Source organism: Mesorhizobium sp. WSM3224 (assembly GCF_000427725.1).
Classification (GTDB): Bacteria; Pseudomonadota; Alphaproteobacteria; order Rhizobiales; family Rhizobiaceae; genus Mesorhizobium.
Window position 1 is genome coordinate 1 of the sequence record NZ_ATYO01000001.1, and the last position, 24,212, is coordinate 24,212.

22 protein-coding genes and 1 pseudogene are annotated in these 24,212 nt (G+C 64.2%); 11 read left to right on the forward strand and 12 right to left on the reverse strand.

All coding sequences use genetic code 11. From position 1 onward, the window contains the following. Both YU3_RS35710 and YU3_RS0100010 read left to right on the forward strand, forming a co-directional pair. The coding region (locus YU3_RS35710; protein ID WP_036257551.1) for an IS256 family transposase at positions 1–638 on the forward strand (638 nt) is incomplete at its 5' end. Between the two features lie 460 nt (positions 639–1,098). Beyond that, positions 1,099–1,350, forward strand: a complete 252-nt coding sequence (locus YU3_RS0100010; RefSeq protein ID WP_027164301.1) for a DUF768 domain-containing protein — start codon at positions 1,099–1,101, stop codon at positions 1,348–1,350. A 41-nt stretch (positions 1,351–1,391) separates the two neighbouring features. On the opposite strand, the pseudogene YU3_RS35715 reads toward YU3_RS0100010, so the two are convergent. Further along, a pseudogene (locus tag YU3_RS35715) lies at positions 1,392–2,509 on the reverse strand (P1 family peptidase). Positions 2,510–2,516: 7 nt separating this feature from the next. Then, positions 2,517–4,082 carry an exodeoxyribonuclease VII large subunit gene (gene xseA, locus YU3_RS0100020; protein WP_027164302.1) on the reverse strand — a complete coding sequence of 522 codons (1,566 nt, stop codon included), beginning with the start codon at positions 4,080–4,082 and terminating at the stop codon, positions 2,517–2,519. A gap of 120 nt (positions 4,083–4,202) precedes the next feature. On the opposite strand from xseA, the gene YU3_RS0100025 reads away from it, so the two are divergent. Then, a complete protein-coding gene (locus YU3_RS0100025; protein WP_027164303.1) occupies positions 4,203–6,404 on the forward strand; it encodes an EAL domain-containing protein in 2,202 nt (733 codons plus the stop codon). 3 nt (positions 6,405–6,407) lie between these two features. Here the strand turns inward: YU3_RS0100025 and YU3_RS0100030 are convergent, their stop codons facing one another. Further along, positions 6,408–7,364 (reverse strand): LysR substrate-binding domain-containing protein, encoded by a 957-nt coding sequence (locus YU3_RS0100030; RefSeq protein ID WP_027164304.1) that lies wholly within the window; start codon positions 7,362–7,364, stop codon positions 6,408–6,410. 226 nt (positions 7,365–7,590) lie between these two features. Here YU3_RS0100030 and YU3_RS0100035 point away from each other — a divergent pair, with 226 nt between their 5' ends. Then, complete coding sequence (locus tag YU3_RS0100035) at positions 7,591–7,878, forward strand: DUF1127 domain-containing protein (RefSeq protein WP_027164305.1); 288 nt, start codon at positions 7,591–7,593, stop codon at positions 7,876–7,878. Between the two features lie 154 nt (positions 7,879–8,032). On the opposite strand, the gene YU3_RS0100040 is transcribed toward YU3_RS0100035, so the two are convergent. The 4 genes from YU3_RS0100040 to YU3_RS0100055 all read right to left on the reverse strand — a co-directional run bounded on the left by YU3_RS0100040 (position 8,033) and on the right by YU3_RS0100055 (position 11,851). After that, a complete protein-coding gene (locus tag YU3_RS0100040) occupies positions 8,033–8,311 on the reverse strand; it encodes a hypothetical protein (RefSeq protein WP_036257557.1) in 279 nt (92 codons plus the stop codon). A gap of 25 nt (positions 8,312–8,336) precedes the next feature. After that, positions 8,337–9,368 (reverse strand): DUF937 domain-containing protein, encoded by a 1,032-nt coding sequence (locus tag YU3_RS0100045; protein ID WP_027164307.1) that lies wholly within the window; start codon positions 9,366–9,368, stop codon positions 8,337–8,339. Positions 9,369–9,470: 102 nt separating this feature from the next. Further along, positions 9,471–10,844: a glutamate--cysteine ligase gene (locus YU3_RS0100050; RefSeq protein ID WP_027164308.1), complete on the reverse strand. Its 1,374-nt coding sequence runs from the start codon at positions 10,842–10,844 to the stop codon at positions 9,471–9,473. A 272-nt stretch (positions 10,845–11,116) separates the two neighbouring features. Continuing rightward, entirely contained in the window at positions 11,117–11,851 is a 735-nt protein-coding gene (locus YU3_RS0100055) for a 16S rRNA (uracil(1498)-N(3))-methyltransferase (protein ID WP_027164309.1), read from the reverse strand. 130 nt (positions 11,852–11,981) lie between these two features. Between YU3_RS0100055 and YU3_RS0100060 the strand changes: the two genes are divergently transcribed. After that, a complete protein-coding gene (locus tag YU3_RS0100060; protein WP_027164310.1) occupies positions 11,982–12,377 on the forward strand; it encodes a GFA family protein in 396 nt (131 codons plus the stop codon). Positions 12,378–12,383: 6 nt separating this feature from the next. On the opposite strand, the gene YU3_RS0100065 is transcribed toward YU3_RS0100060, so the two are convergent. Further along, the gene (locus YU3_RS0100065; RefSeq protein ID WP_027164311.1) at positions 12,384–13,019 is read right to left on the reverse strand and encodes a hypothetical protein; all 636 of its coding nucleotides are present in this window, start codon (positions 13,017–13,019) and stop codon (positions 12,384–12,386) included. A gap of 86 nt (positions 13,020–13,105) precedes the next feature. Between YU3_RS0100065 and YU3_RS0100070 the strand changes: the two genes are divergently transcribed. Beyond that, on the forward strand, positions 13,106–13,804 hold the full coding sequence (locus YU3_RS0100070) for a type 1 glutamine amidotransferase (protein WP_027164312.1): 699 nt from the start codon (positions 13,106–13,108) through the stop codon (positions 13,802–13,804). 294 nt (positions 13,805–14,098) lie between these two features. Beyond that, a complete protein-coding gene (locus YU3_RS42065) occupies positions 14,099–14,230 on the forward strand; it encodes a hypothetical protein (protein WP_263481599.1) in 132 nt (43 codons plus the stop codon). A 42-nt stretch (positions 14,231–14,272) separates the two neighbouring features. On the opposite strand, the gene YU3_RS0100080 is transcribed toward YU3_RS42065, so the two are convergent. From YU3_RS0100080 to YU3_RS0100090, 3 genes are all read right to left on the reverse strand, one after another. Continuing rightward, the gene (locus tag YU3_RS0100080) at positions 14,273–15,034 is read right to left on the reverse strand and encodes a metallophosphoesterase (RefSeq protein ID WP_027164313.1); all 762 of its coding nucleotides are present in this window, start codon (positions 15,032–15,034) and stop codon (positions 14,273–14,275) included. Between the two features lie 61 nt (positions 15,035–15,095). Beyond that, positions 15,096–16,232 (reverse strand): alpha-hydroxy acid oxidase, encoded by a 1,137-nt coding sequence (locus YU3_RS0100085; RefSeq protein ID WP_027164314.1) that lies wholly within the window; start codon positions 16,230–16,232, stop codon positions 15,096–15,098. A 20-nt stretch (positions 16,233–16,252) separates the two neighbouring features. Beyond that, the gene (locus YU3_RS0100090; protein ID WP_027164315.1) at positions 16,253–17,056 is read right to left on the reverse strand and encodes an FCD domain-containing protein; all 804 of its coding nucleotides are present in this window, start codon (positions 17,054–17,056) and stop codon (positions 16,253–16,255) included. 208 nt (positions 17,057–17,264) lie between these two features. On the opposite strand from YU3_RS0100090, the gene YU3_RS0100095 reads away from it, so the two are divergent. The 4 genes from YU3_RS0100095 (at position 17,265) to glcF (ending at position 23,049) form a co-directional block, all read left to right on the forward strand. Then, positions 17,265–18,587 carry a DUF3422 family protein gene (locus tag YU3_RS0100095; RefSeq protein WP_027164316.1) on the forward strand — a complete coding sequence of 441 codons (1,323 nt, stop codon included), beginning with the start codon at positions 17,265–17,267 and terminating at the stop codon, positions 18,585–18,587. Between the two features lie 163 nt (positions 18,588–18,750). Continuing rightward, complete coding sequence (locus YU3_RS0100100) at positions 18,751–20,247, forward strand: FAD-linked oxidase C-terminal domain-containing protein (RefSeq protein WP_027164317.1); 1,497 nt, start codon at positions 18,751–18,753, stop codon at positions 20,245–20,247. A 194-nt stretch (positions 20,248–20,441) separates the two neighbouring features. Next, complete coding sequence (locus YU3_RS0100105; protein ID WP_027164318.1) at positions 20,442–21,659, forward strand: FAD-binding protein; 1,218 nt, start codon at positions 20,442–20,444, stop codon at positions 21,657–21,659. A gap of 64 nt (positions 21,660–21,723) precedes the next feature. Beyond that, on the forward strand, positions 21,724–23,049 hold the full coding sequence (gene glcF, locus YU3_RS0100110) for a glycolate oxidase subunit GlcF (RefSeq protein ID WP_027164319.1): 1,326 nt from the start codon (positions 21,724–21,726) through the stop codon (positions 23,047–23,049). 4 nt (positions 23,050–23,053) lie between these two features. Here the strand turns inward: glcF and YU3_RS0100115 are convergent, their stop codons facing one another. Then, entirely contained in the window at positions 23,054–23,974 is a 921-nt protein-coding gene (locus YU3_RS0100115) for a bifunctional 5,10-methylenetetrahydrofolate dehydrogenase/5,10-methenyltetrahydrofolate cyclohydrolase (RefSeq protein WP_027164320.1), read from the reverse strand. Positions 23,975–24,212 lie beyond the last annotated feature (238 nt).

The window sequence follows — 24,212 nt, forward strand, 5'->3', positions numbered from 1 at the left end:
TCGACTGGGATGGCCGGCGCCAGATCCTGGCCGTCGAGATGGCCAATCGCGAGAGCCGCTCGGCCTGGAGGGACTTCCTCGTCGCGCTGAAGGCGCGCGGCCTCAAGGGCGTCGAGCTGGTCGTGTCCGACGACCATGCCGGCCTGGTCGCGGCGATCGGCGAGGTGATCCCGGAAGCGGCCTGGCAGCGCTGCTACGTGCACTTCCTCAGGAACGCGCTCGATCACCTGCCGAGGAAGCATGGCGACGACTGCCTGCAGGAACTCAGATGGCTCTACGACCGGCGCGATCTCGCCGAGGCCAAGGCCGATCTCGCCGCATGGCTGTCCAAATGGTCGCGCCGCTATCCGCGGCTGACGATGTGGGTGGAGGAAACCATCGAATGCACGCTGACCTTCTTTTGCCTGCCGCGCCAGCACCACAAGCATCTGAAGTCCACCAACATGCTCGAACGCCTCAACGAGGAAATCCGCCGGCGCACCTATGTCGTGCGCATCTTTCCCAACGCCGAAAGCTGCCTGCGCCTGGTCCGGGCGCTGGCCGTCGAGACCAACGAAAACTGGATGGAGGCCAACCGCTACATCAACATGGACGACCTGCGCGAGCATAAAAAGCTCGCCCTACGCCAAGCCGCATGACCAGATCCCATGGCCGCCCCATTTTGCAGAACTTGACGCACACAACCGATTCAGGGGCGGTAGAAAAGCAGGGCAGCGGCGAAGAGAGTGACATTGCGGGAGTGTGGCGCTACGTAGCGGTGCCTCGATGGATGCCTGAGGAGTGGGATTAGCATGTGCTACGTATTGTGACACTTATTGTGACACAAATCGGCTGAAGAATCTCAAAAAAGCTAATAGAAACAATAACATGGCACCGTAGTTGATCCCAGCCAACGGTACCATCATTCTCAATGATCTGAATGTGCACCTTGAACCCTTCCATTCCTTCGGCTGTGCGGACCATGGGCAAGATATCTTGTCCCACCGGCAAGATGTCTTGCCGGTCGAGGCCGACTCGGCTCGAATGGGGCATGCATCCTTTGTGGGGATGCGGACGTTCATGGCTACCAATCGGCTTTGCCGCTAGGGAAGAAGCAGTATGAGTGAACATGCGATCGAGTTCTTGCGCGGATGGATTGGCGAGAAAGTCCACTGCCAGCATTCGCCGATCAAGATCGAGCAGGCGGAGACCCTTGCCAAGGAGTGCTGCGCCAAGGCGGCCGAGGCAGGCATTCTCCTGGAGGACATCCAGGAAGAGGTCGGCGATATCCAGGAGCTGATCGCATCGCGTCTCGAGGAAGCCGCCGAAGAGAGCACCAGCGCATCAACGCCGGACAAGCCGGCGAAGTAAAAACGCCAGCCCGGCACAGGCCGGCAGGCGGTTTGGTATCCTTAGCCGAACGTCTCCTTCAGCCACGCCTTCGGCAGCGCCGGCACGAAATTGCCGTCGCGGCCCGTCATATCCTCATTGGCGACCAATGCATTGAGGATCGCCTCCTCGATACCTTGCACGACCGCGTCGAAGAACGGATCGATGTCGACGTCCGGAATGAACTCCGCGCGTCCGATACTGCCCGAAGCCGCAAGCGCCGCCTTGGGATTGGCGGTCGAGAACGCCAGAAAGATATCGCCCGAACTGTGGTAGCCATAGCCGCCGGTCATGGCGATGCCGAGCGGCACGCGCCGTGCGAGCCGCTTCATCTGATGCGGCAGGAACGGTGCATCGGTGGCGACGATGGCGATGATCGAGCCTTTTTCGGCACGGGGCCTGGCCTCACGGATGGCTGGCTCGACCAGATCGGGACCGACGCGCCGGCCGCGAATGGTGAAATTGTGCCTCTTGCCGAAATTCGCCTGCACGAAGACGCCGAGCGCGTAGCGTCTGTCCCGCCATTCGACGAGGCGCGAGGCGGTGCCGGATCCCGCCTTGAAGCCGAAAGAGATCATGCCGGTACCGCCGCCGACGCTGCCTTCCTCGATGGCGCCGCTCGTCGCCCCGTCAAGCGCGGCGGCGACATGGTCGAAGCCGACATGATGGCCGTTGAGTCGTTGAGGAAGCCGTCATAGGTCTCGGCCGCCACCGGCAACCCCCAGGCGCTGTCGAGCGCGGCGGGCAACACCTGGCTCATCCAGCGCAGCGTGCCGTCTCGGGTCACGCCGCAGGAATGCGTGTTGGTGATCGTGACGGGGAAATTGAAAGCGCCGGTTTCCTCGATGATGTGCGTGCCCGTCAGTTCGCCATTGCCGTTCTGGCTGAACACACCGGCGAACACCGACGTCGCGAGATCCGCGATCGGCCTCGGCAGGATCGCGGTGACGCCGGTGCGCACCGGACCATTGCCGACCCGCAGCGGACCGTCGCCGGAAATCAGCGTCGCATAACCGACCGAAACGCCCGGAACATCGGTGATGGCGTTGAAGCGGCCCGGCGTGCCGTCGAGCGCGATGCCGAAGGCGCGTAGGCGCGGCTTGCCCGAGGGCGTACGACGATGCGGATCGTGGCTGCTCATCGTATCCTCAGAACAACGAACCCTGATTGCCAGGCTCCTTAGCCTTCGACGCCGGCTTGGTGGCCAGTTTCGGCCGCCCGCCGCCGCTGGTGGCAATGGCCTCGGCATTGCCGTCGGCAAATTCCAGCTGCAGCGCGGCGCCCGGGGCCAGCTCCGCGACCCGCTTGATGACGGCGCCGTCGGCGTCCTTGACCAGCGCGAAGCCCCGCGCCAGCACTGCTTTGTGCGACAGCGTGGAAAGCAGCCGGTCTGCCTGGGTGAGAGCAGCGCGCAGCCGGTCCATCTGCCGCGCCATCGCCTGGTCCTGCCTGCGCGACAGTGCTATCAGCGTGTCGGTCTGCTGCTTCTGGCGCCGGACGATCGGCGCCGGCGACAGGCTTGCCGCCGCGCGTTTGAAACGCGCCCGCCGTTCGCGCACGATGGCGAAGAACGCGGCTCGCGCCCGGGCAATATCGCGGCCAGTCAGCGTGCGCGCTTCGTTGAGGCGCCGCGACAGTGTCGCAGGCGTCAGCCTTTGCCGCTCCAGCGTTGCCCGCTTGCGCTCGATATTCACCGTCAGCCCGCGGCCGAGGCGGCTGGTCGCGTCGTCGAAACGGCGGCGCGGCAGCGCCAGCAACTGGTCGGGCGAGGGCAGCGCGCGCGCCGCGGCACGCACCGCCTGGCGCTTGCGTTCCAGATGCCGCGAGGCGCAGGCGTTGAGCCGCGCGCCGAGGCTCGCCAAGGTGGCCTCCAGGTCCGCCCTGACCGGCACGGCGATCTCGGCTGCACCCGTCGGCGTCGGCGCGCGCATGTCGGCGACGAAATCGATGAGCGTCGTGTCGGTCTCGTGGCCGACAGCGGAGATCACGGGGATGCCCGAGGCCGCCACTGCTCGCGCCAGCCCTTCGTCGTTGAAACCCCAGAGGTCTTCGAGGCTGCCGCCGCCGCGCGCCACGATCAAAACGTCGGGCTGGGGGATGGGACCTTCCCAGGTCAGTGCGTTGAAGCCGTTGACCGCCGCGGTCACCTCCCGGGCCGTCGTCTCGCCCTGGACCCTGACCGGCCAGACCAGCACATGGAGCGGAAACCGGTCCTTGATGCGATGGATGATGTCGCGGATCACCGAGCCGGTCGGCGAGGTGACGACGCCGATGACGCGAGGCATGAACGGCAGCCGCCGCTTGCGGCCGGCATCGAACAGGCCTTCGGCCTGCAGCCGGCGCTTGCGTTCCTCCAGCAGCGCCATCAGCGCGCCGGCGCCGGCCGGCTCCAGATTGTCGATGACGATCTGGTAGTTTGATTTGCCGGGATAGGTCGTCAGCTTGCCGCTGGCGATCACCTCCATGCCTTCCTCGGGCCGGAATTTCAGCCGCGCCATGGTGGTCTTCCAGACCACGGCATCGATCCGCGCACGGTCGTCCTTCAGCGCGAAATAGGCGTGTCCGGAGGAATGCGGGCCGCGATAGCCGGAAATCTCGCCACGCACCCGCACATTGCCGAAGGCGTCCTCGACAGTGCGCTTCAACGCTCCGGAAATCTCGCTCACCGTGTATTCGGTGGCGTTGCTGCGTGATTCGCCTGCTATTTCGTTCATCAGGCGATTGGGGAACGCTTATCGGCTCGCGTCAAGCACGGAGAAACCTCGCTAATATCATAACGCGATCTTAAGCCCGTTTTGCTTTGACTGGCGCCAGGAGAGCCGGCCAGGGACGTTATGAGCGCACGCCACAACAGCAGCCCGCTGACGCGTCAGGTCACACTGACCGTGCTGACGCTTGCTGCCTTCGCGCTGGCCATCGTTGTCGGCTTCGGCTTCTACGCCGCCGACCAAGCCGACAATGCCTCGCTCGAACGGCAGAAGATTTTCATTGCCGATGGCCTGAAGGACCAGATTGCCACCGTCCAGCGCGAGCAGGAAAGCGTGACCGTCTGGGATGAATCTGTAACCAATGTGAGGGCGGGCAATCAGACCTGGATCGAGGAAAACCTCAGCACCTGGATGTACACCTACTACGGACACAACCGGGTCTATATTCTCGACCCCGCCAATCATCCGATCCACGCCATGCAGGAAGGCAAGGTCGTCGAGGCGTCAACCTTCAGCGAGGATGAGCCCGAACTGCAGCCGGCCATCGAGAAGCTGCGCCACATGCTCGCTGAGCCGGCCGACGCCTCCAGCCAGCCGGTGAAGATGGTCGCCGAGGATATGGTGTCGCTCGGCGGCAAGCCGGCAATCCTCAGCGTCGCGCCCCTGGTGCCGAGCTCGGACAGGGTCACCCAGGCGCCGGGCACCGAATATCTGCATGTGTCGGTCGAATTCATCAACGATGCGGTCATCGGCAAGATCGCCGGCAAGTATCTGCTCGAGGGCGCGCGTCTGGTGCCGCTATCGCAGCCGGCTGGCCCGGCCGTCATACCACTGGTCGATTCGCGCGGCGTCATTCTCGGCTATATCGGCTGGGACCAGCAGCGGCCCGGCCTTACCTTGGTGCGCAAGGTCGCTCCGGTTTTGGCGATCGCGCTGCTCGTGGCGGGCGGCGTCCTGGTGTTCCTGTTGCGCAGGTTGCGTCGCGCCTCGGCCGCGCTGCAGACCAGCCAGGACCAGGCGCAATATCTCGCCTTCCATGACATGCTCACCGGCCTGCCAAACCGGGCGCTGTTCGAGGATCGCTTGCGGCGCACTTTGCTGTTTGCCAGCCAGGACGCAACGCGCGTGGCGCTGCTTTACCTCGATCTCGACCGCTTCAAGCATGTCAATGACACGCTCGGCCATCCGGCCGGCGACGAACTGGTCCGTCAGACGGCGGCGCGGCTCAGGCACACGATTCGCGAAGTCGATACCGTGGCACGCCTCGGAGGCGACGAGTTCGCCATCATCCTGCTCGATGTCCGCGACGTCGGCAGCGCCGAGGATATCGCCGACCGATTGCAACAGAAATTGCGCGAGCCCTTCAAGCTGATCGACGACCAGGTTTTTGTCAGCGCCAGCATCGGCATTGCGCTGTCGTCCGGATCGGACACCGATGCGGACGACCTGCTGCGCAAGGCCGACATCGCGCTTTACGAGGCCAAGAAGAACGGCCGCGGCCGCTACCAGGTGTTCGCCGGAGACATGGACGATCTGCTGTTGCGCAAGCGCAAGGTCGAGGCGGAACTGCGCAAGGCACTGGATGGCGATGGCGGCATTAAGCTCGCCTATCAGCCAATTTTCGCCGCCGACGGCCGCAGGATTCTCGGTGCCGAAGCGCTGATCCGCTGGGGGCACGAGGTGCATGGCGCGCTGCCGGCGGCGCAGTTCATCGCCATCGCCGAAGAGCGCGGCCTTATTGGCGAGCTCGGCAAATGGGCTCTGAGCGAGGCCTGCCGCTTCGCCGTCATGACTGAATTGCCCTGGATAGCGGTTAACGTCTCGCCGATGCAATTGCGCGATATCGGCTTTGCCGGGCAGGTCGCGGCGATCCTGGACGAAACCGGGCTCGACCCGTCCCGCCTGCAGCTCGAGACCACCGAAGGCGTGCTGCTCGAGCACAACGACACGATCGGCACGGTGATCGCCACGCTGCGCCAGTCCGGCGTCCGCATCGTGCTCGACGATTTCGGCACCGGCTATTCCTCGCTCAGCTACCTGCGCCGCCAGTCGATCGACAAGTTGAAGATCGACCGCTCTTTCGTGCGCCTGCTCGATGAGGACGAAAGCGCTTGTGCAATAGTCAAGACGCTGATCGAGCTGGCGCTGGCGCTGAAGGTGGAGGTGACCGCCGAAGGCGTCGAGACCGACACACAGAAGGCCCTGCTGGTCGGCATGGGTTGCCACCAGCTGCAGGGCTATCTGCTGTCGCCGCCGCTAGAACCAGGCCAACTGCTTGCGTTACCGGGTGTTTCGTCCGCCGAGGAACGCTCTGCCGCTCGCGCCTGACTTCTACCAGCCAGGCATGATCTGGTTTGCCTTGACCCGCTTCATCTTGGCGAAGGCGAGCGCGGCGAAGTCGAAGCTTCCCGCCTCTTCGCTGACCGGCACGGAAATGTTGTCGAGGCTTTCGGCGATGTGGCGGGCTAAAGCATCGACGATCTCCGGCTGCGAGGTCTGGCCACGCATGATGCCGATGCGGCAATCCGGCAACTGGCCGAAGCCGTCGGCTTCGCCAAGCACGCGCATGCCGGGCCTGAGCGCGCATTCCGGCAACACGGAGATGGCGAGGCCCGAAAGCACGGCCGCGGTGATAACCGTCGCCGAGAAGCTGGAGAACAGCACACGGTACTCGCGGCTCTGCCGGTCGAGCACATCGACCGCGGCGCGCCGCCAGATGCAGTTCGGCCGTCCGAAAGCCATCGGCAGGATTTCCTGCTCATGCGTGGCGTGGTTTGCCGAGGTGACCCACAAAAGCGGCTCGCGCCGCACCACTTCCGACTGGCCGCGCGTGTCATTATGCGTCACCAGCGCCAAATCGAGATTGCCGCGCTTGATGTGCTCGACCAGGCCGGGTGTCGGCTCGCAGATCACGGTCAGCTCGACGCGCGGGTTGGAGCGCGAGAAGCGCGCCATGATCTCGGGCAGGAAGCGGTCGGCATAATCGTCCGGCGTGCCGATGCGGATCGTGCCTTCGAGGCGCTGGTCGTCGAAGGCGGCTAGGGTCTCACGATTGAGGTAGATCAGCCGTCTCGCATAGGAAAGCAGCCTGTCGCCCTCCTCGGTCAGCTTGTTGGTGCGGCCGTCCTTTTCGAACAGTTGCTTGCCGATCCGCTCCTCCAGCCGCCGCATCTGCATCGACACCGCCGACTGCGTCCGGTGCACCTCCTCGGCCGCGCGGGTGAAGCTGCCGGTGTCGACGATTGAGATGAAGGTCTGCAACTGATCGAGGTCGAGCGGGGCTTTCATCGGTCCAACCTATCATTGATGTTGATGCTACAGATTAAAAACATTCGTTGGATTAATCAATCGCATGATGGCAAATTGCCATTGTCCACATGAAAGCACTGCGTGTCGCCCAAAAGTGGTCCCCGACGACGACATGCATCACTTTAAGTGTATCGAAACCGGAACGGCGCTTCTCCCAAGGCGCCGATTGCTTGGTTTCGTCCGCCCGACTCCGAAGGAGACTGACATGGCTACGATTGAATTCGCCTCCGAGACCCCGCGCATCACCACGCGTCCGGCCGTTGCGACGCTTGTGGTCAATGCTCTCGCCAACGCCTATGTCGCCTGGAAAAACCGCCGCGCCTTCTACCGCCTTGGCGAAATGTCGGATGCCGAGCTTGCCGATATCGGCCTCACCCGTGCCGACCTCCACGTCGCCAACGTGCCGTTCGGCCGCGATCCGACCGTGAAGCTGCGTGCCATCGCCAGCGAGCGCGCCGACACGATCGAGGATCTCGCTCGTCAGGTGGCCTGAACGGCCGCGTGCCTGGATTTCCGGTCGCATTGAACCTTTGCCAGGCTCGGCGCGACCAAGCTTCATGCAGGCTCCCACACTCCCTGCCGGTTCCCCGCCGGCCTGCCTGCACATTGCCCGGTTCTCCTCCAGGACCGGGCATTTTTCTTTTCGGTTAGAACCGGTCGATGAATTCAGCAACACGCGCACCGGCGAATATCAAAATGCCGAAGGTCAGGGCGCAAACCGCAAATATCCCGTAGCCGGCGCGATTGCTTTCATCCACCTGCTTCCATTGCGATGGCAATGGTTTGCCATGCTTCAAGGCGTCGCGGATATCGCTGTAGCCGGGAGCATTCCGTGGATTGACGAGGTCGTAACGAAAAATGGCATAGACAACGCCTAGCATTGTCGCCGCCATCAAGCCTTTGACGATCATTTCGCCCAGAGTCATTTGGATACCCGCCGCATCCGGCAGCCTACCGCCGGTCCATGTCGCGCTTGAACTGGTCGAAGATCGTCCCGACGTTCTTTTCATAGTCGTCGCGCTGCTGCGCGCCGGTCTCGAACATCTTGCCGAAGATGTCGTCGAACGGATTTCGTGGCCGGCCGCTTGGGTTGGTCTGCGGCTGCTGCGGCGCGCTCTGTTGCGGTTGGCGCTGTTGCGGCTGCGGCGCCGGCTGTCCGCCGGGCAGGCCGAAACCGCCACCGCCCTGGCGCAGCATCTCTTCGAAGATCTTGCCGAGCGGGTTGTCGCCATAGGGGCTTTGCGTCTGTTGCGGCTGCGTTTGCTTCGGCTGGCCTTGCGGCTGCGCGGCGCCGCCGCCGAACATGTCCTGCAGCACCTTGCCGAGCGGGTTGTCGCCGTAAGGATTGGGCGCTTGCTGGGGCTGGCTTTGCGGCTGCGGCGCGCCGCCGCCGAACATATCCTGCAGCACTTTGCCGAGCGGGTTCTCGCCGTAGGGATTGGGCGCCGGTTGCGGCGCCTGGCGCGTCTGCGGCGCCGGCGCGCCACCGCCCTGTCGCATCATTTGCTCGATGATCTCGCCGAGCGGATTGCCGCCGCCGAAACCACCGGCGGCCTGCATTTGGTTGTTGGTTTGCTTGAACAGCCCGCCCATCATCATTGAGGCCATGGCCGGCAGCATCTGCTGCAGCACCTGCTGGCTCAGTCCTGTCGCCTGCGCGGCCTGACCGGCCACGGCGCGCGACAGGTCTTTCGAGCCGAACAGATGGCTGAGAATACCGTTGCCCTCATCGATGCCTTGCGGCGAAAAGGCTCTGGTAGCGTCCTCGAAATACTTGGCGTGCTGGCCGCTCGCCATCGCCGTCATGAAGGCGCCCATCCCGTAGGGATCGGCGGTATTGCGCTGCAGTCCTTGCGAGAAGGCGGGTAGCAGCGCCTGGACCGCGGCCTGCGTCTGCTGCATCGAAAGCCCATATTGCTGGGCCAGTGCCTGCATGCCGGCGCCGTTCTGCGCCTGGGCGAATATGTCGAACAAGGAAGGCATTGGCATCTCCTCCGAGAACATCCTCGTGGAAGAAACCTAGTTCGTTTCCATTCCTGATTGAAGCGGCTTTCGCCGCGCCACCGTGACGCGGATACCGGACGGTTAATAGGCATACTCCATGAACACCGGCTCAATCGAGCCGCCCCAGCGCGTGTGGTAGGCCGACAGCATCTCCTCGGCGCTTGTCGTGCCGCGCGCCACGACCTCGTCGAGCGTGTTGAGGAACGACGTCTCGTCATAGCCGTCGCGGTTCTTCTTGCAGCGGTTCTTCAGGCCCATGCGCGAGATGGCGAGCACGTCGCGGGCGACGTCGCGCAAGGTGGCGTTGCGGAACGGCGCCGCAATCCCTTGCTCCGGCACGGCGTTGCGCATCGCCAGCGCCTCTGCGTAGGTCCAACTCGCTGTCAGCGCCTCGGCGGCGTCAAGCGCCTGCTCGTCATAAAGCAGCCCGACCCAGAAGGCCGGCAGGGCGCAGATGCGCCGCCACGGCCCGCCGTCGGCGCCGCGCATTTCGAGGAAGCGCTTCAGCCGCACGTCGGGGAACAGCGTCGAGAGGTGGTTTGCCCAGTCGCCCATCGTCGACAGTCCGTCCGGTATTTCATTGCGGGCGGCGCCCGCCATGAACTGGCGGAAGGTGATGTGCGTCATGTCGTGATAATGGCCGTCGCGGATGACGAAATACATCGGCACGTCGAGCGCCCATTCGACATAGTCGGCGAAGCCGAAATCGGGTGAGAAGCAGAATTCGAGCATGCCGGAGCGCTGGTTGTCGGTGTCGCGCCAGATGTCGCCGCGCCAGCTCTGCAGCCCGTTCGGCCGGCTCTCGGTGAAGGGCGAGTTGGCGAACAGAGCCGTCGACAGCGGCTGCAGCTTTAGCGACACCTGCATCTTGCGGCGCATGTCGGTCTCGCTTTCGAAGTCGAGATTCACCTGGATCGTGCAGGTGCGGTACATCATGTCGAGGCCCTTGGTGCCGACCTTCGGCATGTAGCGCGTCATGATCTCGTAGCGCGACTTCGGCATTTTCGGCGTTTCGGCCAGCGACCATTTCGGGCTGCCGCCGAGGCCGAGGAAGCGGATGCCCATCGGCTCGGCGATCTCGCGCACCTGCGCCAGATGCGCGTTACCCTCGCGGCAAGTCTGGTGGATCGACTCCAGCGGCGCGCCGGACAGCTCGAACTGGCCGCCGGGCTCAAGCGAGATCGCGCCCTGGCCCGTCGGCTCGACAAGGCCGATGATGCGGCCGGCATCCATGATCGGATCCCAGCCCAGCTTTTGCTGCATGCCTTCCAGGATGGCGCGGATGCCGTGCTCGCCGCCATAGGGCACCGGCGCGTTGCCGTCGACATAGAAGGGGAACTTCTCGTGCTCGGTGCCGATGCGCCATTTGTCGCGCGGCTTGTTGCCTTCGGCCAGATAGCCGACGAGTTCGTCGACGCCCTCGACGGGCTGGAAATCGGTTGTGTCGCGCGCCATGGTCAGCCCTCCGCAGCGGTCAGTCGACCGCCGGCGCTAGATGGACGAAATGTCAGTAGGCGATCAAGCGAAAAATCGTGAGCCAGAGGTCAAGTGGATTTGAACGGCGACGACGGCTCTTCCTTCTCCCTTGTGGGAGAAGGTGGCCGCGAAGCGGCCGGATGAGGGGTGTTCCAGCGAAGTGAGACGCCGGCTTTCCCTGGAACACCCCTCATCCGTCTCGGTGCTATCGCGCCGATCCACCTTCTCCCACAAGCGGACAAGGGAAGATCCTACCAGTCGCCGATCGTCGCCTGGATCGCGGCCAGCGCCGCCACCGCGGCCGTGTCGGCGCGCAGGATGCGCGGCCCGAGCGGGATGGCGGTGACGAAAGGCAGTGCCCTCAGCATCTTGCGTTCGTCGTCGGAGAATCCGCCTTCCGGCCCGACCAACAGCGCCAGCTTCTTCTCGTTGATCGCCTGCAAGGCCGGCAGCGGATTGTTGGTCGAGGCGTCCTCGTCGCAGAAGATCAGCCGCCGCTCCTTGTCCCAATTGGCGAGCAGCCGTTCGAGCTTCTCCGCTTCCCGCACATCCGGCACCGCCAGTATGCCGCATTGCTCGGCCGCCTCGACGACATTGGCGCGCAGCCGGTCGATGCCGGGTTTTGCAACCTGCGTGTGTTGGGTGATGACCGGCTGCAGCACGCCGGCGCCCATCTCGACCGCTTTCTGCACCAGGTAATCGAGCCGGCCCTGCTTGAGCGGCGCGAAGCAATAGACGAGATCGGGCAGCGGCGGCTGCGGCCGCTGCAATTCCAGTACCCTCAGCCGCACCGCCTTCTTGAACCTGGCGGCGATCGAAGCCGACCATTCGCCGTCGCGTCCGTTGAAAAGCAGGACTTCGGCGCCTTCGCCGAGCCGCAGCACATGGGCAAGATAGTGACTTTGCTGCTGTCCGGCGTCGAATTCGAGGCCGGGTCCGAGATCGTCGGGCACGAACAGCCGCTGCATTTTGTAGTTGGCGCGCATGACTGAGGAATGGGCGAGGCTCCCCCCGGCGTCAAGTCGTACGGAAAAGACGACATGCGAAGGTCGGAGCACCAATGCCGGTTCGCCGTGCGATCATACAAGCTGAGAGCCGGGAAGTTGCGAGAGATCAATGAGCAAGATTACACGCGGCAGTTGCCTATGCGGTGCCATTCAGTACGAGTTACGCGGCGAATTGCGTCCGATCGTTGCGTGTCACTGCAACCAATGTAGGAAGGCCAGCGGTCATTTCGCGGCGGCCACTCAGGTCGAACAGGCGCAGGCGGCAATTACGGGCGATACATTGCGTTGGTTCAAGTCATCCGAACATGCCGAGCGAGGCTTCTGTTCCGTATGCGGCGGCAATCTGTTCTGGCGCCGATTCGGCAGTCCTTACATCTCTGTCTGGGCTGAGACCATTGACGGCAAGACCGGTCTAAAAATGGAACGCCAGCTCTATCCGGAATCGGCCGGTGATTATTACGATCTGCCGGCGGTGCCGATGGTGTCGCAATCGGATCTGAAATAATTGCGCTCAGCCCGCCCAGACAGGGCGATATCCGGCGCGGAGCACGGCTACGGTTGTCGGTGGAGTGATCATGATCGCATTGGCCAGTTCCGGCGCGCTCAGCGGGATCGCCGCTTGATAGCCACCGAAGCTCCAGGGCAGGGCTGAACCGTCATGCAGTGCGTAGGATTTGCTGCCCACGCCGATCATGGTGCCGCCTGGCAGGCTGGCGAGCGACGCGGGATCGAGCCTTACCCCCTGTCCGCCCGAGGCCAGCCGTTCCTTGTGCAGCCGCTTGTCGACCATCGGAGCGCGCGGTTCGTCAATGCCGAAGGCTTCGCCGAAGCGTCCCACGAAGTCGGTTGCCCTTTCGCGCCGGCAGAAGAAGCAGGGCCGGTGGCCGGCGGCCAATGCCGTCACCTCGTCAAGGAAGAACAGTTCGGTCCAGCCGGCCTTGCCGCCCGGCCGGTTGCGGCCCATTGGTTCGCGCCGCACATTGCGGAACTGGCATACGCAGATGATCCAGGCCGGCAAGGCCCAGCGCTTCTTCAGCAGCGTCCTGGTTTCAGGGTCGTGGATGATGCCGCGATTGCCGGTGAACAGGCCGCGCTCCGGCACGGCATGGATGGCGCCGAAAGGATCGACCCGGTTCTGCAGTGGCATAGCTTTCTCTCCGACTGCGCATCTTGGCTGAAAGACGAGCCGCATGATATCGCTCGCCCCAGCGTTTTCATGTCAGCAGGTTTTCGATGCGGGTTTTGGTCGTCCAGAATTTCGACAATGAGGGCCTTGGCCAGATAGGCGCGGCCCTTGTGGAAGCCGGCGCCGACATTGATTTGCGAAAACCCTATCGCGGCGAGGCCTTGCCCGGAGACAGCACCGAGCATGATGCCATAGTGGTGCTTGGCGGCGCCCAGAACGCGCTCGACGACGAGATCTGCCCCTACTTCCCCGCCCTGATCGACCTGACGCGTGATTTCGCCGGCAAGGACCGCTCGGTGCTCGGCATCTGCCTCGGCAGCCAGCTTCTGGCGCGCGCCTTCGGCGGCAAGAACCAGATCGGTGGCGCCACCGAGTTCGGCTGGCATAAGGTGTCGCTGACGCCGGCCGCGAAGTCGGACCCGGTGCTGGCGGCGCTGCCCGAAAGTTTCCCGATCTTCGAATGGCATGACGACACGTTCGGCCTGCCGGAGAACGCCGTGCGGCTGGCTGGCAGCGCGGTCGCCGAAAACCAGGCCTTCCGCCTCGGTCGCGCCGTCTACGGGTTCCAGTTCCATTTCGAGGCGGACACGCCGATGGTGCGCGACTGGAGCACGTCCTTCGCGGCAATGATCGCCGAGCGCCATCCCGACTGGAACGACCGGCTCGACGACGAACTGGCCCGCAATGGCCCCGACGCCGACGCCGCCGGCCTGGCGATTGCCCGCGCCTGGGTAGCGACCATCTGATCGTAGAACCCGTCATCGGACGCGGCGTGGCATAATTGGCACGCCTCAGCGCTTCCGTCTGGGGAAAACGCTCTTCATCCTTGGTTTGTGTCCGGCCGCTCGCCTAAGAGGGCGCGCTTTGTATCGTCAGTGCAACCGCCATGAACCTTTTGTGTGATCCAGCCGACACACCGGCGATACAGAATCTGCCTAGAAGCGCGAAATCGTCGAAACATTGAGACGCATTTTACCGTTTCAACGCATTGGTAACCGCCTCGTGCCCAGATGCAGAAAGCTTAACCAGAGATGACGTCCGTGAAAGCAGCTCTCCTGTCTTTTGTCATGCTGTCTGCCATCGTGCTCTGCGGCCTGGGCATTTATGCCGCCGACGCAGCGACCAACCACCGGGCCGTCGACGGCTACGGCGTCACCGCCTCGCTGAACTGAGCCTCGACAAAAATCGGAAGCACGCCCCGGACCGCGACAGGTCTAGAGCGCTTTTCCATGGACTGTCAGGATGCGTTTGTCGTCGCCATTGACGGCAAGCGCGCTCAGCGTTCCCGATTTCCAGGCAAGCGTGTCGACATTGACCCGGTTGCCCATCACCTCGGCTTGCGGGACGGGTGTGTGCCCGTGCACGATCACCTTTGAAAAAAGCCCTGGATGGTCGTGGAAGGCGTCACGGATCCAGATCAGGTCCTGCTGGCTTTGCTTGTCGAGCGGCACGCCAGGGCGGATGCCTGCATGGCAGAAGAAGAAATCGCCGAAGGTCACCGAAAAGACCAGCGAGCGCAGGAAGTCGACATGGCTGCGCGGCACGGCTTTCACCAGGGCCGCGTGCCCCCGCCGCACGGCTTCCGCCTTGCCGAACCAATGGGCATCGCGCGCAAGATCCACGCCATAGGACTGCGCCGTCTGCACGCCGCCGTAGTTCATGAACAGCCCGTCCGGCTCTGCATCGGCAAGAAATTCGAGCATGCCGATATCGTGGTTGCCGGCCAGCATGATGTTGCGAGCGTCGCGTTTTTGCGCCTCGATCAGGAAATCGATGACGCTTCTGGAGTCCGGCCCGCGGTCGACATAGTCGCCGAGATGGATGATGCGCCAGTCGGGCGCATATTCCAACTCGCTCTCGATGTGCTGGTGCATGGCGGCGAGCAGGTCATGACGGCCATGCACATCGCCGATGGCGTAGAGCCGTATGCCGTCGGGCCCGCTTGCGTCGAGATAATGGATGCCGATTTCGGTCACGGTGGGCGTCTTTTCGGTATGGGTGCTGCCGCCAGGCTAATGCCGACCGATGAAGAACATCCTAGCGACGCAATTGCTCCTTGCCCATGTCGATGACGAGGCGCTTGCCGCACAGCGCCAGCGTGATGTCCATTTCCTTGCGGATGATTTCGAGCGCCTTGGTCACGCCGTCCTTGCCCATCGCGCCGAGGCCATAGAGGAAGGGCCTGCCGATATAAGTGCCCTTGGCGCCGAGGCAGAGCGCCTTGAGCACGTCCTGGCCGGAGCGGATGCCGCCGTCCATATGGACTTCGATCCTGTCACCGACCGCATCGGCGATTTCTTCCAGCACCGAGATCGAGGAGGCTGCGCCGTCGAGCTGACGCCCGCCATGGTTGGAGACCACGATCGCGTCGGCGCCGGTCTCGGCCGCCATCAGCGCGTCCTCCTTGTCGAGAATGCCTTTCAGGATCAGCTTGCCGCCCCAGCGCTCCTTGATCCAGGCGACGTCCTTCCACGACAAATGCGGATCGAACTGCTCTGTCGTCCAGGACGATAGCGAAGAGACGTCGCCGACGCCCTTGGCGTGCCCGACGATGTTGCGGAAGGTGCGGCGCTTTGTGCCGGCAATCCCCAGGCACCAGCGCGGCTTGAGGGCAAGGTCGACGATGTTGGCAAGCGTCATCTTGGGCGGCGCCGAAAGTCCGTTGCGCACATCCTTGTGGCGCTGGCCGAGGATCTGCAGGTCGAGCGTCAGCACCAGCGCCGAGCATTTTGCAGCCTTGGCCCGGTCGATGAGGTCGAGCACGAAATCCTTGTCGCGCAGCACATAGAGCTGGAACCAGAACGGTTTCTTGGTAACCGAGGCGACATCCTCGATCGAGCAGATGCTCATTGTGGACAGCGTGAACGGCACCCCGAACTCTTCCGCCGCCTGTGCCGCCAGCATCTCGCCGTCGGCGTGCTGCATGCCGGTAAGCCCGGTCGGCGCGAGCGCCACCGGCATCGCCACCTTCTGGCCGATCATAGTCGATTCCAGCGAGCGGTTGCTCATGTCGACCAGCACGCGCTGGCGGAATTTTATCTTGCCGAAATCCTCTTCGTTGGCCCGGTAGGTGCTCTCCGTCCAGGCGCCGGAATCGGCATAGTCGAAGAACATCTTCGGCACCCTGCGGCGTGCCAGGTCCTTGAGGTCGGCGATGGTGAGAATTTCGCTCATGACAGGTTCCCCGCTGATGGCTAGGAGCGTTTGCGTGTGGGTTCGATATCGCCGGCATCGGAGCGCTGCCTGAGGCGCAGCCTGGATATACGCTGCCAGTCGCCGCTGCGCTCGGCTTCCGCCATCGAGCGCTCGACATAGGTGATGTGCTCCATCGCCGCTTTGCGCGCCGCGACAGGATCGCCGGCTTTGATCGCGGTGTGGATGGCGCGGTGCTGGTCAAGCAGCGCTTCGCGCGCGCCGGGGACGCCGAAGACCAGGAGCCTGTTCTGGAACACACCTTCCGACAGCAGCCGGTAGCAGGAACGCAGCGTGTGCAGCAAAATGATGTTGTGCGCGCATTCGCACACCGCATGATGGAACTCGACGTCGATCTCCGCCTCGTCGTCGAAGTCGCCGGTCCGGTGCGCCTCGTCCATGCGCGCCATGATGCGGTCCAGCAGCGCCAGATCTTCCGGCGTTGCCCGGCGCGCCGCATATTCGGCCGCCACCGCTTCGATCTCGCGGCGGTACTCCAGATAGTCGGTCACCGCCTTGCGGTGCGTGGAGATGAGGTCCGTCACCGGCTTGGTGAAAAGCTGGCCGATGACGTCGGCGACATGCGTGCCGCCGCCTGGTCGCGTCGTCAGCAGGCCACGGGATTCCAGCGCCTTCAACGCATCGCGCAGGATCGGCCGCGACACGTCGAACTGGCGCGCCAGCTCGCGCTCGCCGGGCAGCCGGTCGCCGGTGCGCAGCACGCCTTCGAGGATCAGGCTCTCGATCTGCTGCACCACCTCGTCGGCGGTGCGTGAATGCTCGATCCTGGAGAAAATGTCGCTCAAGAGAGGCGCCTGGAGAACGGAACGGATGTCGTCCAGATTAAAGCGTCTGTCGCCAACTGGTCAAATTATTTATCCAATTTGTCCAATCCGGTCGGATCGCTCGCCGCGCGCCGCCGTCTCCGGCTGCTAATATTTGCTGTTTACGCGTCTTGCCGATTGCCGCAAGACGACCGGGTTGCACGAAGGGTCGAAAACAGGGGGACCAGCCGTGTCTGACGAGATGTCCAATCTCGAATTCCAGCCGCGCGCCCAAGGCAGCGTGATGGGTTTTCCGGCGCATGAAGGGCGACCGGGCGCATTGGGCGAGGTCCATGCCCGTCCGCACCCGCTGATCGAAAAACCGCGCGTGCTCATCCAGCTTTCCTTCATGACCGAGGGCGGCACCGCGGTCGACCATGCCGTGCTCTCGGAATTGTCGCGGCGGCTGGGCATCGCCGCGCCCGAACGCTACGCGCGCCATCATGCCATGAAGTGGGGCAAGGGCACGCTGCGCTGGGAGCGGCATACGGAATTCTCGACCTATCTCTGGGAGGGGCCGCTGGCCGAGAACGGCCGGGGCCAGGAGGATTCGCCCTTCGGCAACGGCTTCTCGCCCCCGGGCGCGGTGATTTCCGGCATCCGCCTCGAGATCCGCAAATGGACGCAGGCGAGCGAAAAGCTGATTGCCGACTTCGACCCGACCAGCCTGTGTTATTCGCTGGTCGAGCGGGGCGCGGCCGCCATCATCACCGATTTTCGCCAGGACGGCGACGGCCTGACCCGGATGCTGGTGCTCGATCGCGGCCTGACGCCGGCCAGTACTGGTGCTTTGTCGCAGCGGCTGATCGATATCGAGAACTACCGGACACTTGCCATGCTCGGCCTGCCGCTGGCGTTGACGCTGTCGGGCCGTGCCCGCCGCATCGAGGATCGCCTGGCGCAGACCACGCTGGAAATGAAAGGCGTCGAAACACGCGACAGCCAGACCTTGCTCGCCGGCCTGACCGAACTCGCCGCAGAGCTGGAGGCCGACGCTGCGTCCAGCCTCTACCGTTTCGGCGCCAGCCGTGCCTATGACGGCATCGTCACCGAAAGGCTTGAGGCGCTGGATGAAGAGCCGGTGCAGGGGTACGATACCTGGGCGGGTTTCCTGCTGCGGCGCATGGCGCCGGCCATACGCACCTGCCGTTCGGTCGAAGAGCGCCAGGCCAACCTGTCGCGAAAACTCACCCGCGCCACCACGCTGCTGCGCACCTGGGTCGACGTCGAGGTCGAAAAGCAGAACCGCGACCTGCTGGCTTCTATGAACAATCGCGCCCGGCTGCAACTGCGCCTGCAGCAGACCGTCGAAGGCCTCTCCGTCGCCGCCGTATCCTATTATGTCGTCGGCCTCATCGGCTATGTCGCCAAGGGCGCCTCGATCTTCGGCCACGCTTTCGCGCCCGAAATTGTCACCGCGGCGTCTGTGCCGGTCGCTATCCTGCTCGTCTGGTGGGGCGTGCGCCGCGTGCGCAGGATGCACTCCGAACCGGTCAGACATCCGGGGGAGTAGTCTCTCCCTTGCAGGCCCTCAAGGGGGAGAAAGCCAGCGGCAGATTGCCGCTGCGGAAGCTCACGGCTACGCTTGCCATCGGATGCAACCAAAGCAGCGTTTGCAACGAAACTGTCAGGCTGGTAAAAGATTTTGACCAGTCAAGCGAGATGAGGCCCGCCCGATGTCCGGCCTAGCCATGCCCAAGCCAGACGCCGAGACGATGCGCCGGCGCGGCGAGATCGTCGCCGACATGCGCATCATCGTGCCGGGCGAGGGGGTCGTCGACACGGCCAATGAAATGCGCGCCTTCGAAAGCGACGGCCTCACCGCCTACCGGCAGCTGCCGCTGGTCGTGGTGCTGCCGGAAACGGTGGCGCAGGTGTCGCGCGTCCTGAAATACTGCAACGACCGCAACATCCGCGTCGTGCCGCGCGGCTCCGGCACCTCGCTGTCCGGCGGCGCGCTGCCGTTGGAGGACGCGGTGCTGCTGGTGATGAGCCGCTTCAACCGCATCCTGGCGATCGACTATCCCAACCGCATCGTCGTCGCGCAGCCGGGCGTCACCAATCTCGGCATCACCATCGCCGTCGAGCAGGAGGGCTTTTATTACGCCCCCGATCCATCTTCCCAGATCGCCTGCTCGATCGGCGGCAATGTCGCCGAAAACTCCGGCGGCGTGCATTGCCTGAAATACGGGCTCACCGCCAACAATGTGCTGGGCATCGAGATGGTGCTGATGAATGGCGAGGTGGTGCGCCTTGGTGGCAGCCATCTCGACCAGGAAGGCTATGACCTGCTCGGCGTCATGACCGGCTCGGAAGGCCTGCTTGGCGTCGTCACCGAGGTGACGGTGCGGATCCTGAAGAAGCCGGAGACGGCGCGCGCGCTGCTGATCGGCTTTCCGACCAGCGAAGAGGGCGGCCAGTGCGTCGCCGACATCATCGGCGCCGGCATCATCCCCGGCGGCATGGAGATGATGGACCGTCCGGCGATCCACGCGGCGGAAGATTTCGTCCATGCCGGCTACCCGCTCGACGTCGAGGCGCTGCTGATCGTCGAGCTCGACGGTCCAAGCGTCGAGGTCGACCATTTGATCGGCCTCGTGGAGGCTATCGCCTACAAGAACGGCTCGACCACCTGCCGCATCTCGCAGTCGGAGCAGGAGCGGCTGAGCTTCTGGGCCGGACGCAAGGCGGCCTTCCCGGCGGTCGGTCGCATCTCGCCCGACTATTACTGCATGGACGGCACCATCCCGCGCAAGGAACTGCCGCGCGTGCTCGCCGGCATGCGCGGCCTGTCGGAGAAATATGGCCTCGGCGTCGCCAACGTCTTCCACGCCGGCGACGGCAATCTGCATCCGCTGATCCTCTACGACGCCAATGTGCCGGGCGAGCTCGACAAGGCCGAGAGTTTCGGCGCCGATATCCTGCGGCTTTGTGTCGAGGTCGGCGGCGTGCTGACCGGCGAGCACGGCGTCGGCGTCGAGAAGCGCGACCTGATGCCGGAAATGTTCAACCAGATCGACCTCGACCAGCAGATGCGCGTCAAATGCGCCTTCGATCCCAACCATCTTCTCAACCCCGGCAAGGTCTTCCCGCAGCTTCGCCGCTGCGCCGAGCTGGGCCGCATGCATGTGCATCGCGGCCAAGTGGCGTTTCCGGATATTCCGAGGTTTTGAGTGGATACGTCGGCGCTTGAACACCCCCCTCTGTCCTGCCGGACATCTCCCCCGCAAGGGGGGAGATTAGCAGTTCAGGCGCCTCGCCTTTTCTTCAACGCTGAAAATTGGCGAAACCCTACGCGACATCTGATCTCCCCCCTTGCGGGGGAGATGTCCGGCAGGACAGAGGGGGGTGCGAAGGAACGCGGCCCATGACCACCTTCACCCCCGCCACCTCCGCCGAAATCCTCTCCACTGTCCAATGGGCAGCCGCCGAGGAAACGCCGCTGGAAATCCTCGGTCATGGCTCCAGGCGCGGCATCGGCCGTCCGCAGCAGACCGAGCACACGCTCGATCTCTCGAAGCTCACCGGCGTCACCCTCTACGAACCGGCCGAGTTGGTGCTGTCGGCCAAAGCCGGGACGCCGCTCGCCGAAATCGAGCAATTGCTGACCGAGAACGGCCAGCAGTTCGCCTTCGAGCCGATGGATTACGGCCCGCTGCTCGGCGGTGAGCCGGGCCAAGGGGGCAAGAACGGCACGATCGGCGGCGTGCTGGCGTCGAACCTCTCCGGTCCGCGGCGGCTAAAGGCGGGTGCGGCGCGTGACCATATCCTCGGCATATCGGCGGTCTCCGGCCGTGGCGAGGCCTTCAAGTCGGGCGGGCGTGTGGTCAAGAACGTCACCGGCTATGATCTCTCCAAGCTGATGGCAAACAGCTGGGGCACGCTCGCGGTGCTGACCGACGTCACCTTCAAGGTCCTGCCGGCGGCCGAGACAGAGGTGACGCTGGCCATCCGCGGTTTGCTCGACGATGCAGCCGTGGCCGCCATGGCGCTGGCGCTGGGCTCCAGCGCCGAGGTGTCGAGCGCGGCGCATCTGCCGGAGCGCATCGCCGCGCGCGTCGCCGGCGGCAAGCACGGCAGCGATGCCGCGACGCTGCTGCGCGTCGAAGGGTTTGGTCCGTCGGTCGTCTATCGCATCGAGGCGTTGAAACAACTGCTCGGCAAGGCCGGGCCGCTGGAAGAGATCGCCGGCGAGCCTTCGAAAACCATCTGGCGCGACATTCGCGATTGCACTCCTTTCGCCGACGGCGGCGCGCGGCCGGTCTGGCGCGTTTCGATGGCGCCGTCCGAGGCGCATCACATGGTGATGGCCCTGCGCATGCAGGCGGCGGTCGATGCCTTCTATGACTGGCAAGGCGGGCTGGTCTGGCTGTCGATGCGCGAAGACGACCCGGAGGCCGATCTGTTGCGCGGACTGATCCGCAAGCACGGCGGCGGCCACGCGACGCTGGTGCGCGCGTCGGCCCCGCATCGCGCGGCCCTGCCGGTGTTCGAGCCGCAGCCGCCGCATCTGGCGGCGCTGTCGGCCCGGCTCAAGGCCGAGTTCGATCCCAAGCAGATTCTCAACCCCGGCCGCATGGCCTAGAGCAATTCCAGGAAAAGTGTGAAACGGTTTTTCGTTCGGAATTGCGTCTAAACAGAGCATTGCAATGCAGACCAATTTCTCAGCTGCCCAGCTTGCCGATCCGCATGTCGCGGAATCGGAAAAAATCCTGCGCAAATGCGTGCATTGCGGCTTCTGCACCGCCACCTGCCCGACCTATGTGACATTGGGCAACGAGCTCGATTCACCGCGCGGCCGCATCTACCTGATCAAGGACATGCTGGAGAACGGCCGGCCGGCCGACAAGGAGATCGTCACCCATATCGACCGCTGCCTGTCCTGCCTTGCCTGCATGACGACATGCCCGTCAGGCGTGAACTACATGCACCTGGTCGATCATGCCCGCGCCCATATCCAGGAGACCTACAAGCGCCCTCTGCTCGACCGGCTGACGCGCGCCATGCTGGCCTTCGTCCTGCCTTATCCAGGCCGCTTCCGCGCCGCGCTGAGACTGGCCGGACTTGGCCGGCCGTTCATCGGCCTGTTCGAAAAACTGCCGGCGTTGAGGCCGGTCGCGGCCATGCTGAAGCTCGCGCCCTCGTCGATACCTCCGGCGTCGCCGTTTGCCTCGCCCGGCACGCATGCCGGGCAGGGCGCAAAGCGTGGCCGCGTCGCCATCCTCACCGGCTGCGCGCAGTCGGTGCTCGACCCGGCCATCAACGAAACCACCATCTCCCTGCTGACAAGGCTGGGCGTCGAGGTGGTGGTGCCGGAAGGCGAGGGCTGCTGCGGCGCGCTCGTCCATCACATGGGTCGAGAGGATCAGGCGCTTGCCTCGGCAAGGCGCAATGTCGACGCCTGGATGCGCGCCATCGAGCAAGGCGGGCTCGACGCCATCATCGTCACCGCATCCGGCTGCGGCACGACGATCAAGGATTACGGCTTCATGCTGCGCCTCAATCCGGCCTATGCCGAAAAGGCGGCGCGGGTTTCGGCGCTGGCCAAGGACGTCACCGAATATCTCGCCGCTCTCGACCTGCCTGAGCCGGTGCGCAAGCCGGGCACGATCGTCGCCTACCATTCCGCTTGCTCGATGCAGCACGGGCAGAAGATCACCCGCCAGCCGAAGGAGCTTTTGACCAAAGCAGGCTTCGTCGTGCGCGAGCCGCGCGAGGGGCATCTCTGCTGCGGCTCGGCCGGCACCTACAACATCCTGCAGCCGGAGATCTCGGCCAGGCTGCGCGACCGCAAGGTCCGCAATATCGAGGCAACGGGCGCCGAGATCGTTGCGACAGGCAACATCGGCTGCATCACGCAGATCGCATCCGCCGCCAAGCTGCCGGTGGTGCATACGATAAAATTGCTCGACTGGGCTTATGGCGGCCCGAAGCCGGAAGGCGTTTCTGACGCCAAGCTTGTCGCTGCCGAATAGTGAGCTATTCCGCCGCGAGTTGGTCCGGCACCCCATAGGTCGCGCGGTAAAGCGCCCGCTGGCGGTTGAGCGCTACCATGGTGTTGCGCAGCAGGATCGCCACGGTGAGCGGGCCGACGCCGCCGGGCACCGGCGTGATCCAGGACGCGACTTCCTTGACGCTGTCGGTGTCGACGTCGCCGACGATGCGGCTTTCGCCGTCAGGGCCGACCTCCGAATTGATGCCGATGTCGATGACACAAGCGCCCGGCTTCACCATGTCGGCCTTGATCAGCCGCGGTTTGCCGACGGCGACGAACAGTGCGTCGGCGCGGCGCGCGTGCGCTGCCACCGAGCGCGTCATGTGGTGGCAGACCGTCACCGTCGCGCCTTCGCTCATCAACAGGAAGGCGATCGGCTTGCCGACGATCTCCGAATGGCCGACGACGACGACCTCGAGCCCCTTGAGATCGAGCCCGGTTTCCTTCAGCAATTCGACCGAGGCCGCCGCCGTGCAGGGCGCCAGATCGAGCTGGTTGTAGACGATGTTGCCGATCGAGGCCGGATGCATGCCTTCGACGTCCTTCAGCGGATGCACCGCCGCCTGCAGCGTCTTGATCGGGATATGCACCGGCACCGGCCGCTGGATGATGATGCCGGTGACGCGCGGATCGGCGTTGAGGCCGTGGATCGCGGCTTCCAACTCGCCGGCGGTGATGTCGGCGGCGAAGCGCCGCTCCTCGAAGGAGATGCCGGCAAGTGCCGCCTTGGCGCGCTGGTTGCGCACGTAGACGTCGACCGCGGCGGTATCGCCGACGGTGATCGAAACCAGCTTCGGCGGGAAGCCTTCGGCCGTGGCGATCGCCGCGTCTTCGCGCACCGAAGCGATGATGCGCTGGGCGACCGGACCGCCTTTCAGGTAGCGGCTGTCGTCGGTCCTGGTCATGGCTGGCACCTCTGCCTCTGGAGCAATTCGAGGAAAAGCGCTGAAGCGGCTTCCCGTCCGGAATTGCGTAACAATTGAGATTTGTGCACTGCAATAGCAGAGGATTGCCGGGAAATCAGCCCCGGAAACGAAACGCCCTGCTTTCGGGGCGACCTGTCGCACTATGCCTATCGCCCAAAAGTGCGAGCGATTCTGGGAGAACGACAGGCATCAGACAAGAGCTCAAAATCGAAAAGGC